Source organism: Pseudomonas fluorescens (assembly GCF_012974785.1).
Taxonomy (GTDB): domain Bacteria; phylum Pseudomonadota; class Gammaproteobacteria; order Pseudomonadales; family Pseudomonadaceae; genus Aquipseudomonas; species Aquipseudomonas fluorescens_BT.
The window spans coordinates 1,987,073-2,002,832 of sequence record NZ_CP027561.1 but is presented as its reverse complement, the minus strand read 5'-3'; the positions used below and the strand labels follow the sequence as shown (position 1 = coordinate 2,002,832).

Sequence of the window (15,760 nt, the reverse complement as noted above, 5' to 3'; positions counted from 1 at the left end):
GCCCACAAGAGGCAAGCCCGATGCTCCCGGAGAACCTGATGAAAAAACTCAAACTGGTGATGATCGGCAACGGCATGGCCGGGGTCCGCACCCTGGAAGAACTGCTGAAACTGAGCAACGAGCTGTACGACATCACGGTCTTCGGCGCCGAACCGCACACCAACTACAACCGCATCCTGCTGTCGCCGGTGCTGGCCGGCGAACAGACCTTCGAAGAGATCGTGCTCAACGACCTCGACTGGTACCTGGAAAACGGCATCAAACTGCTGCTCAACCGCAAAGTGGTGGAGATCGACCGGGTCAAACGCCGTGTGATCGCCGAAGACGGCACCGAGGCTGAATACGATCGCTTGCTGATCGCCACCGGCTCGACCCCGTTCATTCTGCCGATCCCCGGCAACACCTTGCAGGGCGTGATCGGCTACCGCGACATCGCCGACACCCAGGCGATGATCGACACCGCCAAGACCCACAAGCACGCCGTGGTGATCGGCGGTGGCCTGCTGGGCCTCGAAGCGGCCAACGGCCTCATGCTGCGCGGCATGCACGTCACCGTGGTGCACCTGGGTGAATGGCTGCTGGAGCGGCAACTGGACAAGACCAGCGGCCAGCTCCTGCAAACCGCCCTCGAATCCCGCGGCCTGCACTTTCGCCTGTGCGAACAGACCCAGGCCCTGCACGACGCCGGCAACGGTCGCGTCGGCTCGGTGCAATTCAAGAACGGCGACATTATTCCTGCCGATCTGGTGGTCATGGCCGCTGGCATTCGCCCCAATACCGAACTCGCGGAAAAGGCCGGCATCCCGTGCAATCGCGGGATTCTGGTCAACGACACCCTGCAAACCTACGACCCGCGCATCTATGCCATCGGCGAATGCGCCAGCCATCGCGGCATCGCCTACGGCCTGGTCGCGCCGCTGTTCGAACAGGCCAAGGTCTGCGCCAACCACTTGGCGCAACTGGGTTTCGCCCGCTATCAGGGCTCGGTGACCTCGACCAAATTGAAGGTCACCGGCATCGACCTGTTTTCCGCCGGCGACTTCATGGGCGGCGAAGGCACCGAGACCATCACCCTCTCCGATCCGATCGGCGGGGTGTACAAAAAACTGGTGATCAAGGATGACGTGCTGGTCGGCGCCTGTCTGTACGGCGATACGGCGGATGGTGGTTGGTATTTCCGGCAGATTCGTGAGAATCACGACATTCGGCAGATCCGCGATCACCTGATGTTCGGCGGCTCTTCTTCTATGGAGCATGCTTTAGGCGATGTAGGACATCAGGGCCAGGACAAAGCCATGAGCATGGCCGACAACGCCGAAGTCTGCGGCTGCAACGGCGTGTGCAAGGGCACCATCGTCAAGGCGATTCAGGAACACGGCCTGTTCAGCGTCGACGAAGTGAAGAAACACACCAAGGCCGCCAGCTCCTGCGGCTCCTGCGCCGGGCTGGTCGAGCAGATCCTGATCAACACCGTCGGCGGCGCGGCGGACGTCAAACCGAAAAGCGAAAAAGCCATCTGCGGATGCAGCGACCTCAACCACGGCCAGATCCGCCAGGCCATTCGCGAACAGCATTTGCTGACCATCGCCGGCACCATGAGCTACCTCAACTGGCGCACCCCGAACGGTTGCGCCACTTGCCGCCCGGCGCTCAACTATTACCTGATTTCCACCTGGCCCGGCGAAGCCAAGGACGATCCACAGTCACGTCTGATCAACGAACGGGCCCACGCCAACATTCAGAAGGACGGCACCTATTCAGTGGTGCCACGGATGTGGGGCGGCGTGACCAACCCGTCGGAACTGCGGCGGATCGCCGACGTGGCGGACAAATATCAGGTGCCGATGGTCAAGGTCACCGGCGGCCAGCGCATCGACCTGTTGGGAATCAAGAAGCAGGACCTGCCGGGGGTCTGGAAGGACCTCGACATGCCGTCCGGCCACGCCTACGGCAAATCGATCCGCACCGTGAAAACCTGCGTCGGCAGCGAGTTCTGCCGCTTCGGCACGCAGAATTCGACCCAGTTGGGCATCGATCTTGAACATGACCTGTTCAACATGTGGTCGCCGCACAAAGTGAAGTTGGCGGTCTCCGGATGCCCACGCAACTGCTCGGAAGCGGGGATCAAGGACGTAGGCATCATCGGCGTCGATTCCGGCTGGGAGATGTACATCGGTGGCAACGGCGGGATCAAGACCGAAGTCGCCGAATTCTTCGTCAAGCTCAAGACCGCCGAAGAAGTGCGCGAATACAACGGCGCGTTCCTGCAGCTGTACCGCGAGGAAGCCTTCTACCTCGAACGCACCGTGCACTACCTGCAGCGGGTCGGCATGGAGCACATCAAGAAAGCCGTGCTGGAAGATCCCGAACGCCGCAAGGCCCTGAACGAGCGCCTGCAATTCTCCCTGTCGTTCGAACAGGACCCGTGGAAAGAGCGCCTTGCCCAGCCGCAACTGAAGAAAGAATTCGACGTGATCCCCGTGAAAAATCTGGAGGTGCCGGCATGAACTGGCTCGATATCTGTGCCTTGGAAGAAATCAACGCCCTCGGTTCGCGGATCATCGCCGGCCCCAAAGGTGACATTGCGATCTTTCGCACAAGCGACGACGAAGTTTTCGCACTCGATGACCGCTGCCCGCACAAGGGCGGTCCGCTGTCCCAAGGCCTGATCTACGGCAAACGCGTGGCCTGCCCGCTGCACAACTGGCAGATCGACCTGCAATCCGGCGAAGCCCAGGCGCCGGACGTCGGCTGCGCGCACCATCACCCGGCCCGTGTGGAAAACGGCCGTGTGCAACTGGCCCTGCGGGACGCCGTCTGATGAACCGCCAGACGACCGCCTCGACCTGCTGCTATTGCGGGGTCGGCTGCGGCGTGCTGATCGAGCATGACGGCGAGCGCATTCTCGGCGTCAGCGGCGATCCGGCGCATCCGGCCAACTTCGGCAAACTGTGTAGCAAAGGCTCAACCCTGCACCTGACCGGTGACCTCGCGGCCCGGGCGTTGTACCCGGAATTGCGCCTGGGCAAAGGCTTGGCGCGCAGTCGTTGCGACTGGGACACCGCGCAGGATCACGCCGCCAATGTGTTCGCCGACACCATCGCTAAACACGGCCCGGACAGCGTGGCGTTTTACATCTCCGGGCAGTTGCTGACCGAGGATTACTACGCGTTCAACAAACTGGCGCGGGCGCTGGTCGGCACCAATAACATCGATAGCAATTCGCGGTTGTGCATGTCTTCGGCGGTGGTTGGCTACAAGCGCAGCCTTGGTGCCGACGCACCACCGTGCAGCTATGAAGACCTGGAGCTGAGCGATTGCGTGATGATCGTCGGCAGTAACATGGCCTACGCCCATCCGGTACTGTTTCGCCGCCTCGAAGAGGCCAAATCCCGCCGTCCGCAGATGAAAGTCATCGTCATCGACCCTCGGCGCACCGACACTTGCGACCTCGCCGACCTGCATCTGGCGATTCTGCCGGGCACCGATGTCGCGTTGTTCCATGGGATTTTGCATCTGCTGTTGTGGGAAGACTGGATCGACCGCGACTTCATCAAGGCGCACACCGACGGGCTCGCCGAGCTGAAAAGCCTGGTGCGCGATTACACCCCGGCCATGGTTTCGCAGCTGTGCGGGATCAGTGTCGAGCAGTTGCAGCAATGCGCCGAATGGATCGGCACCGCGCCGAGTTTTCTGTCGTTGTGGTGCATGGGCCTGAACCAGTCCACCGCCGGCAGTGCGAAGAACAGCGCGCTGATCAATCTGCACCTGGCCACCGGGCAAATCGGTCGGCCAGGTGCAGGACCTTTCTCCCTGACCGGTCAACCGAATGCCATGGGCGGGCGGGAAACCGGCAGCCTTTCCAACCTGTTGCCCGGCCATCGTGAAGTAGCCAATCCAGAGCACCGCGCAGAAGTCGCGGCGTATTGGGGTGTGGATAAGCTGCCGGAAAACACCGGCCTCAGCGCCATCGAACTGTTCGAACAGGTGCGCAGTGGCCAGATCAAGGCGCTGTGGATTGCCTGCACCAACCCCGCGCAATCGATGCCGGACCAGAACGCCGTCCGCGCGGCGCTGGAAGCCTGTCCGTTCGTGGTGTTGCAGGAGGCGTTTCGCACCACCGAAACCGCGGCGTTTGCCGATCTACTGTTACCGGCGGCCAGTTGGGGCGAGAAAGAAGGCTCTGTGACCAACTCCGAGCGGCGGATTTCCCACGTCCGCCAGGCGATTGCCGCACCGGGGGAAGCGCGTCCGGACTGGGCGATCACCGTAGATTTCGCACAGCGCCTGGAGAAACGTCTGCGCCCGCAACAGCCGGGTCTGTTTGCTTTCGAGCAACCGGCGCAGTTGTTTGACGAGTACAAACAACTGACCCGGGGGCGCGATCTGGATCTATCGGGGATCAGCCATGGGTTGATTGATGAGCTGGGGCCACAGCAATGGCCCTTCCCCGCTGGCGCCCGCCAAGGTACAGCCCGGCTGTATGACGACGGGATCTTTCCTACAGCGAACGGGCGGGCGCAGTTCGTTGCCGATCCCTATCGCGCCGCCAAGGAACAACGCGACGCACGTTTTCCCCTGACCCTGATCACCGGCCGCCTGCGTGATCAATGGCACGGTATGAGCCGCACCGGCACGGCGGCGCAGTTGTTCGGGCATGTCAGCGAAGCCGTGCTGAGCCTGCACCCGGACGAGTTGCGCCGGCACCGTTTGCAACCGGGGGATCTGGTGAGCCTGAAAAGTCGTCGTGGCGCAGTGGTCGTGGCGGTCGGCAGCGATGACAGCGTGCGTCCTGGTCAGGCATTTCTGCCGATGCATTGGGGTGATCGTTTTCTCAAGGGCGGCGTGAACTGCCTGACGCTGCCCGCCTTCGATCCCCTGTCGAAACAACCTGAACTCAAGCACAGCGGAGTACGCCTGGAACCGGTGAATCTGCCCTGGCAACTTTTCGCACTGATCGAGGGTGATGTTCAGCGGCATTTTGAGGCACTTCGCCCGCTGTGTGAGGCGTTTTCCTACGTCAGCCTCAGTCTGGTCGGTCGCGAGCGGCCGGCGCTGCTGATACGCACTGCCAGCGCCGCCGCACCCGATCCGCAATTGCTGCGCGAAATCGACCAGTGCCTGGCTCTGATCGACGGCCCGGTACTGGCCTATGACGATCCGCGCCGGGCGATCGGCAAACGGGTACGCATCGAAAACGGGCGAATCACCGCGATCCGCCTCGCCGGCGAAACCCTTGCCCGACACTGGTTGCAAGGCCTGTGGCTGGAGGGCCGCGCAGACGAACAACTGCGGCGCTGGCTGCTGGCGCCAATGAGTGCGCCGCCGGGCAATGCCGGTGTGCAGAGCGTTGCCGACAAGACCCTGTGCAATTGCAAAAACGTCAGCCACAGCGCGGTCTGCGCCGGCATTCGAGAAGGTCTGGATCTGCAGGGTTTGAAAAACACACTGGGCTGCGGCACGCAATGTGGTTCCTGCGTCCCGGAAATCAAGCGTTTGCTGGCCGCCGAAACGCGGCCGGTCGCCGTCATCTGAAGAGGAAAACACCATGAACGCAAAAGTCTGGCTGGTGGGCGCAGGTCCTGGCGATCCTGAATTGCTGACGCTCAAAGCCGTACGTGCCTTGCGCGAAGCGGATGTGGTGCTGATCGACGATCTGGTCAACGACGCAGTGCTGGAACACTGCCCCGCCGCACGGATCATTCCGGTCGGCAAACGCGGCGGCTGTCGCTCGACGCCACAGGCGTTCATTCATCGGCTGATGCTGCGTTATGCGCGCCAGGGCAAATGCGTGGTGCGCCTCAAGGGCGGCGATCCCTGCATCTTCGGCCGTGGCGGCGAGGAAGCGCAGTGGCTGCGTGAGCGCGGGGTTGAAGTGGAGCTGGTCAATGGCATCACCGCCGGGCTGGCCGGGGCGACGCAGTGTGACATTCCGCTGACGTTACGCGGCGTAGCGCGGGGGGTGACGCTGGTCACCGCGCACACTCAGGATGACAGTCAGGTGAACTGGCAGGCCCTGGCGCAGAGCGGCACGACGCTGGTGATCTACATGGGGGTGGCCAAGCTCAGCGAAATTCGTGAGCAGTTGCTGGCAGGCGGAATGGCGATGGAGACGCCGGTGGCGATGATCGAGAACGCATCCCTGCCACAACAACGTGAATGCCGGAGCGATCTGACGGGGATGGAGGAAGCAGCCTGCAGGTTCCAGCTCAAGAGCCCGGCCATTCTGGTGATTGGTGCGGTGGCGGCTTCTGCGGACCGATCCGGTTTGCTCGCCTGGCCCGCCAATCAGTCAGCCTGACCCTCTGGTTTTACCAAATCGCAGACAAAGAAAAGCCCGGCCTGAGCCGGGCTTTCCTCAAAGCAGCGAGCTAATTACTTAGCTTGAGCTTCAACCTGAGCTTCTACGCGACGGTTAACGGCGCGGCCAGCTTCGGTTTTGTTGTCAGCAACTGGACGGGTTTCGCCGTAGCCAATCGACTGAACGCGGGACGATTCAACACCGTACTGGTTAACCAGAACTTGCTTAACGGCGTTTGCACGACGCTCGGACAGTTTCTGGTTGTAAGCGTCAGGACCGACGGAGTCAGTGTGACCTTCAACAGTGGTGTGAGTCGATGGGTACTGCTTCATGAAGTCAGCCAGGTTCTTGATGTCAGCGTAGCTGTTTGGCTTGACGACCGACTTGTCGAAGTCGAACTTCACGTCCAGCTCTACACGAACAACTTCAGCAACTGCCGGGCAGCCATCAGCGTCAACAGTTACGTTGGCTGGGGTGTTCGGGCACTTGTCAACGTTGTCGCAAACGCCATCGTTGTCGCTGTCGGAGCAGACTTCAGCTGGTGCTGGAACTGGAGCAGCGGCAGGCTTGTTGCCGCCACCGAAGTTCACGCCCAGACCGATTACTGGAGCGTAGTTCCAGCGACCGTTGTCCAGCTTGTAGTCAGCGTCTACACCAGCACGGGCGTAGAAGTTTTCAGCGAAGTAGTACTTGACGCCAGCGCCAGCAGTCAGGTAGGTCGACTGATCGCGACCGGTGTGGCCGTCAGCAGCTACGTTGGTCAGGCTGCCGTGCTTAACACCACCGGAAACGTAAGGACGCAGAGCGTCGCCAGCGTTGTTGAAGTGGTACTGAGCGTTCAGACCGAAGTTGTCGCCGTGCAGTTTCTGGCTGCCGGTGCCGTCGTTCGAACGGGTGTGGTTGTTCTTGTCGTAGGTCAAGTTCAACGATACGTCGTCGGTCAAGAAGTAACCGATAGAGGCGCCTGGGTTGAAGCCGTCTTCGACATGGTTAACGCTGTCGTTGTACTGCTTCTTGTAGAACAGTTCGCCTTCAACTGCGCCTTGGCCTTGTGCCAGTGCGCCGAACGAAGTAGCGGCAATCAAAGAACCAATGGCCAAGCCCAAGGTGTTTTTCAGTTTCATCCGTTAAATCCCCATCTGGTGATTGTGAAGCAGTCCCGCAAACCGGGGGACAACTCGGCGGCAAGTCTATCAGAACTTGCCTACACGTAAGAGATATTTGCGCTGAACTAAGTTTCAGCAATGCCTGCAAATTTCTCACGCAATTTATCTAGAGCACGTTTGTACCGCATTTTTGTCGCACTCAAACCCATGTGCATGATGTCTGCGATCTCCTGAAATTCCAGCTCTGCGACAAAACGTAGCACCAGAATTTCACGGTCAATCGGGTTCACATACACCAGCCAGCGATCGAGTCCGCCCTTCTCCTCGGGTTTCGGCGCCTTTTCTTCGGACGCTTCCTCGAGGGGGTCAAGACTCAGTGCGTCCATCAAGCGACGCTTTCGCCGTTCCTTCCGATACTGTGTGATGCATTCGTTGTAGGTGATGCTATACAGCCACGTCTTGAACTTCGATTTGCCCTCGAAGTTCTTCAGGCCATACAGCACCTTCAACATCACTTCCTGACAGACATCGTCTGCGTCGCGATCGTTCCCAAGATATCGTGCACAGACGTTAAATAATGTCCGCTGGTAACGCCGCATCAGTTCTTCATAGGCGCGCGTCACGTGAAACAGCTCGGTATGCGAGCGCGCGACCAACTCCTCGTCAGAGAGCTCGCGGGGGTCGTAGCGCGTGGATAGCGTTTGGGCTTTATTCAAAACAAGTCGTGCCGACAGTCAGGTCAATGTCCACCGCTGCCAGCATCAGCTGGCATTTTGCGGCGGCATACATTAGCAGGGTTTGCCGGGTTAGCGGCTACTCACATGCTGTTCCAGCAGGATCCGATTGGAGAGAGAGACTAGCTCACCCTCATCGGTCAGCAATGTGGTTTTAACCGTGCCGATCTCTTCGATCTGGCCTTCGACCTCGCCAACACGCACTTGTTGCCCAACCTGATACAACTCACGCACATAGATTCCCGCAAGAATCTGACCGGCAATTTCCCGGCTTCCCAGGCCCATGGCCAGCGCAACCGCCAGACCAACGGTAATCAATACGATGACGATCACATGGTTCAGCAGGTCGGTCTTGACCTCAAGCTGACTGATCGCGACCGAGATACTGATGATGATCACCAGGCCCTGGGCAATTCGCCCAAGTCCTGAAGCGTAGTCCAGTCCTACGCCTTCTGCCGCACCGCGCACCAGTCCGTTGGCCAGTTGCGCCAGCAATACACCCACCAGCAGCACCAGCGCAGCGCCGAAAACTTTTGGCACATACAGCGCCAACATGTCCAGCGTAGCTGAAACTCGCTCAAGTCCAAGGGATTCTGCCGCAGAAACCAGGAAAATCAGCAGAACAAACCAATAGACGATTTTTCCGATCAGGGTCGAGATCGGCACTTGCAGTCCCGCACGGGACATCAGTTTGGTCAGGCCGGTGCCGCCCATCAAGCGGTCGAGGCCGAGTTTGGCGAGCAGCTTGGACAGCAATGTGTCCAGCAACTTGGCCACCACGAAGCCCAACAGCAGCACCACCAGTGCGCCGAACAGGTTCGGGATGAAATTAGCGACTTTGGTCCACAACGCTGTCATTGCCGTGACGAGGCTCTGAGTCCAGAGATCAAGTTCCATATTCAATCAGCCTTATCAGCAGTGCGAGCGGTAGGTTTACGGAGACGGGAAACCGGCGCGACATGAGCCGAGCCGTTGTTCAGGGCGATCATCAGCGCAGGCAGCCAGCGGCCCAGCAGGCTGAACAGATCACCGGCGCCGACCTGGCGGTTGGCGGTTTTGAGTACGCGGCCCAGGCAGGCATCGTCGTCGCGGCCGGACGGCGAGGCGTTGAGCATGTCGCGCAAAGACTGTTCAAACGGATCGTGCATACGCACCTCTCGTGATGTCTGTGAAAGACGCGGGCAAATTTGGTCGGGTCACATGACCCATCGTCAAACCCAGCGCAATCGGCGGAACAACCACCATTGTCCGAGCGCCACCAGGACCATCAGCAGGCATGCCACCAGGAAGCCGTAAGGGCTTCCGGAAAGTGGAATTCCGCCGACATTGATCCCCAGCAGGCCGGTGAGAAAACTCATCGGCAAGAAGATCCCGGTGATGATCCCGAAGCGGTACATGGTGCGATTCATGCGCACGCTCAAACGCCGGTCTTCGGTGTCCAGCACAAGCCCCACGCGCTCTCGGGTCAATTCGAGCTCTTCGAGGTAGCGGGTCAGGCTGTTGTTCAATTCATTCCAATAGTCCGCGTCGTCATCGACGAACCATGGCAGTTTTATTCGCGTCAGCTGTCCGAAAATATCGCGCTGCGGTGCGAGAAAACGCTTCAGTCCGGCGGCTCGACGACGGATGTGCAAAACCGCTCCGTGCTCGGGGGTATACCGTTCGTCGGCGTCCAGCTTTTCTTCCTCTTCATCGACCACTTCCGAGAGGCAAGTGACCAGATCCTGCACCTTGTTGGTGAGATATTGCGCAAGATAAAGAATGAGTTCGGACGACGTTTTCGGGCCCTTGCCCTCCCCCAGCATCGCCAGCAGTTCATCCGTGGCGCGCAATGGGCGCAAACGCAGGGAAATCACACGCTGGGCCGAAGCGAAAATCCGTACCGAGACCATGTCTTCCGGCTCGGCCCCAGGATTGAGGTTGACCCCGCGCAAAAACAGCAGCAACTCGGAATCGGGCAGCGGCAACAGCCGTGGACGGGTGTTCTCTTCCAGCAGCAGATCGCAGGTGAATTCGTTCAGTCCGCTGGACTTGCGCAGCCAGGTCTGGGTCTGCGGGTGACTGCGATCCCAGTGCAGCCACAGGCTTTCATGGGCCTGCAGCTGCAAATCGTCGAGTTCAGTCCGGGCTATCGAACGCGCACCGCCTTTACCATCCAGCACCAGGGCATGCACCAGCCCCCATTGCGCGTTTTCTTCCTCGAACATCCTCACCCCAGTGCTTGCCGCGATTTATTCAGGCATCTTCAGCGGGCTCGGCGAGATAATCACGCCGTTGTTGTCCGCATAGATGTATTGGCCCGGATGAAACGTAACGCCCGCAAAAGTCACCGGCACGTTGAGGTCGCCGATACCCCGCTTGTCGGTCTTCATCGGGTGGCTGGCCAGTGCCTGCACGCCGAGATCGGTCTGGGCGATGACGTCCACATCACGGATGCAGCCGTAGATGACCAGCCCTTCCCAACCGTTTTTCGAGGCTTTCTCGGCGAGCATGTCGCCCAGCAGCGCACGCCGCAGGGAACCGCCGCCATCGACCACCAGCACCTTGCCGTTGCCCTTGAGTTCAACCTGTTCCTTGACCAGCGAGTTGTCTTCGAAGCACTTGATGGTCACGATTTCGCCGCCGAAGGAATCACGGCCACCGAAATTGCTGAACATCGGTTCCAGCACCTGCACCAGCTCCGGATAGGCGTCGCACAGGTCAGGCGTGAGGTAATGGTTCATCGAATAACTCCTGTAACAAGGAAGACGATCAAGGATGTCGCACTCTTTTGAAACGAGATCCGACGGTCGCTGTTTACCTTAGTCCATGCAATGGTCGCTGAGTGAACCTGAACACAGGCTGAAACGTAATAGCGAAACAGCCACCAAATGTGACCGGAACCGTCCAATGCGTCATATCTTAGCCGCAAGCCGACCCGAACGAAATGCCCTTTTCAGAGCCCTCCGCTCATCCTGCCGCCGCCAGATCCATCTTTTCGCCAAGTAATGGCGTGTGCTGGTCAGCCAGCCAGCGCGCCACCAGTGGCCAGACTTCGGCCTGGGCAGCCTTGCTCACCAGCATTTCGACATGACCGAAATTTTCGCTGAAGCCCTGTTCACGACCCAGATTGATAAATTGCTTGTGCTCGGAGCCGACCTGATCGAACAACTTGCGGCAGGCCCAGGCCGGATCCTGATGATCCCCGACCGCCGTCACGGCCAACACCGGCACCTGGACATCGGCGAGCCCCGCCCACCAATCCTTGTCCTTGTCCCCGAAACGCCCGAACAGGCCATACCAGCGCATGCTTTCCAGCGCGAGGCCGATCGGCTCGTCTTCCGGGCCACGCTTGAGACGCGAGCCGGACAACTGGGCAAAACGCTTGAGAATGAAACGCCCGCTCCATTCCACCGGCGGAATTTTCAGCGGCCAGTAGGTACGACTGACCTGCGTGCCGAAAAACGCTGCCGACGCTACGGCCGGTTCGCCGAGGTATTCGCCGCCCAGGGCGGCCGCGAGCGTAATGCCGCCCAGCGAATGACCGATCCAGTGCGGGATCTGCCCGCTCTGTTCACGCACGAACGCGGCGATGGCCGGCAAATCGTAACGGGCGTAATCGGCGACGCGGTTGCGGCGATAGTCCTCGTTGCGCTGGGACATGCCGTGGCCGCGCATTTCCGGGATCCATACATCGAACCCCAGACGCGTCAGATAAGCGCCCAGCCCCAGACCTTTCGGGGAGAACCAGAAGCGCCGGTTGGAGAAGCTGCCGTGCAGCAAGATCACCGGCACGCCGCGTGTCGCCGGTTCATCGGCCATGCCGAGACGGGTCACCGCGATTTCCACGGACCAGTCAGGGCTGTTGCCCGGCTTCAAACGGTAGATGTCTTCGCTCAGATCACCGCGTCGTTCAGCGCTGATCAGGGCGACAGGAAATAGGTTGCTGCTGCTTTGCATAATGCTCTTGCACAAAAAAGGGCGGCATCCGGAGAGCTCGCCCTACTTCAATCTTAAAGCCCCGGCCCGGGTCAACGGGCCGGGGCTTCATTCACGGTTTATTCCGCCGCCTGGCCTTCGGCAAGGAAGAACCAGGTTTCCAGCACGGTGTCCGGGTTCAACGATACGCTTTCGATGCCCTGCTCCATCAGCCACTTGGCGAGGTCCGGGTGGTCCGAAGGGCCCTGACCACAGATGCCGATGTACTTGCCGGCCTTGTTGCACGCGGCAATCGCGTTGGCCAGCAGCTTCTTGACTGCCGGATTACGCTCGTCGAACAGGTGCGCGATGATCCCGGAGTCACGGTCCAGGCCCAGTGTCAGCTGGGTCAGGTCGTTGGAACCGATCGAGAAACCGTCGAAGAATTCGAGGAACTCTTCAGCCAGGATCGCGTTGGATGGCAGTTCGCACATCATGATCACGCGCAGGCCGTTGTCGCCGCGCTTCAGGCCGTTTTCGGCCAGCAGATCGACCACCTGGCTGGCTTCGCCCAGCGTACGGACGAACGGCACCATGATTTCGACGTTGGTCAGGCCCATCTCGTTGCGCACGCGTTTCAGCGCACGGCACTCGAGTTCGAAACAGTCACGGAACGATTCGCTGATGTAACGCGAAGCGCCACGGAAGCCCAGCATCGGGTTTTCTTCTTCCGGCTCGTACAGCTTGCCGCCGATCAGGTTGGCGTATTCGTTGGACTTGAAGTCCGACAGACGCACAATGACCTTCTTCGGCGCGAACGCAGCGGCCAGGGTACTGATGCCTTCAACCAGTTTCTCGACATAGAAACCGACCGGATCATCGTAACCGGCGATGCGCTTGTCGACGCTTTCCTTGATGTCCTGAGGCAGGCCGTCGTAGTTCAACAGCGCTTTCGGGTGGACGCCGATCATGCGGTTGATGATGAATTCCAGACGGGCCAGGCCCACACCGGCGTTCGGCAGCTGCGCGAAGTCGAAGGCGCGGTCCGGGTTGCCGACGTTCATCATGATCTTGAACGGCAGCTCCGGCATGGCGTCCACGGAGTTCTTCTTGATGTCGAAGCCCAGTTCGCCTTCGAAGATGTAACCGGTGTCGCCTTCGGCGCAGGACACGGTCACGCCCTGGCCATCCTTCAGCAGCTGGGTGGCGTTGCCGCAACCGACGACAGCCGGAATACCCAGTTCACGGGCGATGATCGCCGCGTGGCAGGTACGGCCGCCACGGTTGGTGACGATGGCGCTGGCGCGCTTCATCACCGGTTCCCAGTCCGGGTCGGTCATGTCGGAGACCAGCACGTCGCCCGGCTGGACCTTGTCCATTTCGGAGACGTCCTTGATGATCCGCACCTTGCCGGCGCCGATGCGCTGACCGATGGCACGGCCTTCCACCAGCACGGTGCCGGTTTCTTTCAGCAGGTAACGTTCCATGACGTTGGCCTGGGTGCGGCTCTTCACGGTTTCCGGACGGGCCTGCACGATGTACAGCTTGCCGTCGTCACCGTCCTTGGCCCATTCGATGTCCATCGGGCAGCCGTAGTGCTTCTCGATGATCATCGCCTGCTTGGCCAGCTCGCTGACTTCGGCGTCGGTCAGGCAGAAACGCGCGCGCTCGGCCTTGTCGACATCAACGGTTTTCACCGAACGACCGGCCTTGGCCTCGTCGCCGTAGATCATCTTGATGGCCTTGCTGCCCAGGTTGCGGCGCAGGATCGCCGGGCGACCGGCCGCAAGCGTGCCCTTGTGGACATAGAATTCATCCGGGTTCACCGCGCCTTGTACGACGGTTTCGCCCAGGCCGTAGGCGCCGGTGATGAACACCACGTCACGGAAACCGGATTCGGTATCGAGGGTGAACATCACGCCGGCAGTGCCGGTTTCCGAACGCACCATGCGCTGCACGCCAGCCGACAGGGCGACCAGTTTGTGGTCGAAGCCCTGGTGCACGCGGTAGGAAATGGCGCGGTCGTTGAACAGGGAAGCGAACACTTCCTTGGCCGCACGGATGACGTTTTCCACGCCACGGATGTTCAGGAAGGTTTCCTGCTGACCGGCGAACGAGGCGTCCGGCAGGTCTTCGGCGGTGGCGGAGGAACGCACGGCCACCGCCACATCGGGATTGCCGGCCGACAGCGCGGCGAACGCGGTGCGGATCTCGGTGTTCAGTTTTTCAGGGAATTCGGCTTCCATGATCCATTGGCGGATCTGGGCGCCGGTCTTGGCCAGCGCGTTGACGTCATCGACGTCCAGGGCGTCGAGAGCCTTGTGGATCTGGTCGTTGAGGCCGCTCAGCTCGAGAAAGTCGCGATAGGCCTGCGCCGTGGTGGCGAAACCGCCGGGGACCGACACACCGGCACCGGCCAGGTTGCTGATCATCTCGCCCAGGGATGCGTTCTTGCCCCCCACATGCTCAACATCGTGTTTGCCGAGCTTATCGAGGGAAACTACGTACTCTACCAAGGTGATCTCTCCACTAACTGTGTTGGAAAAGCTCAGAAACCGGCGGCTCGGGGGAGCATCGGCCGGTTGTATGGCCTGGACCTGGAAAATAAGTGAGAATGCGGGCCGATGGCGGCCGGCAAATCGCGCCTATCATATCCAGAAATACTCATTAGCTTAAGGCCCAAGGTGCAAATGAAACGATCTGCTTTCTTTATCTCCGATGGCACCGGCATTACTGCCGAAACCCTGGGTCAAAGCCTTCTGGCGCAGTTCGAAAACATTACCTTCACCAAGCTCACGCGGCCCTACATCGACAACGCGGACAAAGCGCGGGCCATGGTACAACAAATCAACAAAGCCGCTGAAACCGATGGTTTCCGGCCGATTATCTTCGACACCATCGTCAATCAGGACATCCGTGAGATTCTCGCAACCTCCAATGGTTTCATGATCGACATTTTCTCGACGTTCCTCGCCCCGCTCGAACAGGAACTGACCGAGCACTCTTCCTACACCGTCGGCAAATCCCATTCGATCGGCCACAACTCCAACTACATGGAGCGGATCGAGGCGGTGAACTTCGCCCTCGATAACGACGACGGCGCCCGCACCCACTATTACGACAAGGCCGACCTGATACTAGTGGGCGTGTCGCGTTGTGGTAAGACGCCGACGTGTCTGTACATGGCGATGCAGTTCGGCATCCGCGCGGCCAACTACCCGCTGACCGAAGACGACATGGAACGCCTGCAATTGCCGACCGCCCTGCGCGCCCACCAGCACAAGCTGTTCGGTCTGACCATCGACCCGGACCGCCTTACCGCGATCCGCAATGAGCGCAAGCCCAACAGCCGCTATTCGAGCTACGCCCAGTGCGAATTCGAAGTGCGCGAAGTGGAGAACCTGTTCCGCCGCGAAAACATCCCGCACATCAACTCCACGCATTTTTCCGTGGAAGAGATTTCGGCGAAGATCCTGGTGGAAAAAGGCGTGGAGCGGCGTTTCAAGTAACCCCGACGCGCCCAACCTGTCCGCAGGCTGAATGAAGTATCACAAGCTCGCCTGCGGGCCGTGTTTTTTACGCCTTTGTAACATTCCGAAATATACAATCCGCGCAAGTTGCGTATCCGGCCACAAACCGGATGCGCCAACCCTCTCGGCCCGCTGAATTCAACGGGCCCGCAGCATCCAGCCTCCCCATTGAAGTCAAGGAATGAGCGTCCG

13 protein-coding genes are annotated in these 15,760 nt (G+C 60.1%); 5 read left to right on the top strand and 8 right to left on the bottom strand.

Features of this window, described 5'->3' with window-relative positions:
- The first annotated feature begins 38 nt into the window (after window positions 1–38).
- Genes nirB through cobA form a run of 4 tightly spaced genes read left to right on the top strand, consistent with a single transcriptional unit; the run spans window position 39 to window position 6,301 of the window.
- Entirely contained in the window at window positions 39–2,507 is a 2,469-nt protein-coding gene (gene nirB, locus C6Y56_RS09060) for a nitrite reductase large subunit NirB (RefSeq protein ID WP_169429563.1), read from the top strand.
- The gene (nirD, locus tag C6Y56_RS09055) at window positions 2,504–2,821 is read left to right on the top strand and encodes a nitrite reductase small subunit NirD (RefSeq protein WP_007951992.1); all 318 of its coding nucleotides are present in this window, start codon (window positions 2,504–2,506) and stop codon (window positions 2,819–2,821) included. Before nirB ends, nirD begins: the two co-directional genes overlap by 4 nt.
- On the top strand, window positions 2,821–5,535 hold the full coding sequence (locus C6Y56_RS09050) for a nitrate reductase (protein WP_169429562.1): 2,715 nt from the start codon (window positions 2,821–2,823) through the stop codon (window positions 5,533–5,535). The genes nirD and C6Y56_RS09050 overlap by 1 nt, the downstream gene beginning before the upstream one ends.
- A 13-nt stretch (window positions 5,536–5,548) precedes the next feature.
- Entirely contained in the window at window positions 5,549–6,301 is a 753-nt protein-coding gene (cobA, locus tag C6Y56_RS09045) for a uroporphyrinogen-III C-methyltransferase (RefSeq protein WP_169429561.1), read from the top strand.
- 74 nt (window positions 6,302–6,375) lie between these two features.
- Here cobA and C6Y56_RS09040 read toward each other — a convergent pair whose 3' ends face one another.
- From C6Y56_RS09040 to ppsA, 8 genes are all read right to left on the bottom strand, one after another.
- Window positions 6,376–7,425 carry an OmpA family protein gene (locus C6Y56_RS09040; protein WP_169429560.1) on the bottom strand — a complete coding sequence of 350 codons (1,050 nt, stop codon included), beginning with the start codon at window positions 7,423–7,425 and terminating at the stop codon, window positions 6,376–6,378.
- Window positions 7,426–7,532: 107 nt separating this feature from the next.
- Window positions 7,533–8,123, bottom strand: coding sequence for an RNA polymerase sigma factor SigX (sigX, locus tag C6Y56_RS09035; protein WP_011333251.1), 591 nt, complete (start codon window positions 8,121–8,123; stop codon window positions 7,533–7,535).
- A gap of 90 nt (window positions 8,124–8,213) precedes the next feature.
- A complete protein-coding gene (locus C6Y56_RS09030; RefSeq protein WP_065259736.1) occupies window positions 8,214–9,038 on the bottom strand; it encodes a mechanosensitive ion channel family protein in 825 nt (274 codons plus the stop codon).
- A gap of 2 nt (window positions 9,039–9,040) precedes the next feature.
- A complete protein-coding gene (locus tag C6Y56_RS09025) occupies window positions 9,041–9,289 on the bottom strand; it encodes a CrfX protein (protein ID WP_085700244.1) in 249 nt (82 codons plus the stop codon).
- 63 nt (window positions 9,290–9,352) lie between these two features.
- Entirely contained in the window at window positions 9,353–10,348 is a 996-nt protein-coding gene (locus tag C6Y56_RS09020; RefSeq protein ID WP_169429559.1) for a zinc transporter ZntB, read from the bottom strand.
- A 24-nt stretch (window positions 10,349–10,372) separates the two neighbouring features.
- On the bottom strand, window positions 10,373–10,864 hold the full coding sequence (gene rraA / locus C6Y56_RS09015; protein ID WP_065259739.1) for a ribonuclease E activity regulator RraA: 492 nt from the start codon (window positions 10,862–10,864) through the stop codon (window positions 10,373–10,375).
- A gap of 226 nt (window positions 10,865–11,090) precedes the next feature.
- The gene (locus C6Y56_RS09010) at window positions 11,091–12,080 is read right to left on the bottom strand and encodes an alpha/beta fold hydrolase (protein ID WP_169429558.1); all 990 of its coding nucleotides are present in this window, start codon (window positions 12,078–12,080) and stop codon (window positions 11,091–11,093) included.
- Between the two features lie 98 nt (window positions 12,081–12,178).
- The gene (gene ppsA, locus C6Y56_RS09005) at window positions 12,179–14,554 is read right to left on the bottom strand and encodes a phosphoenolpyruvate synthase (protein ID WP_102686938.1); all 2,376 of its coding nucleotides are present in this window, start codon (window positions 14,552–14,554) and stop codon (window positions 12,179–12,181) included.
- Window positions 14,555–14,728: 174 nt separating this feature from the next.
- On the opposite strand from ppsA, the gene ppsR reads away from it, so the two are divergent.
- Window positions 14,729–15,547 (top strand): posphoenolpyruvate synthetase regulatory kinase/phosphorylase PpsR, encoded by an 819-nt coding sequence (gene ppsR / locus C6Y56_RS09000; RefSeq protein ID WP_169429557.1) that lies wholly within the window; start codon window positions 14,729–14,731, stop codon window positions 15,545–15,547.
- Window positions 15,548–15,760: the final 213 nt, after the last annotated feature.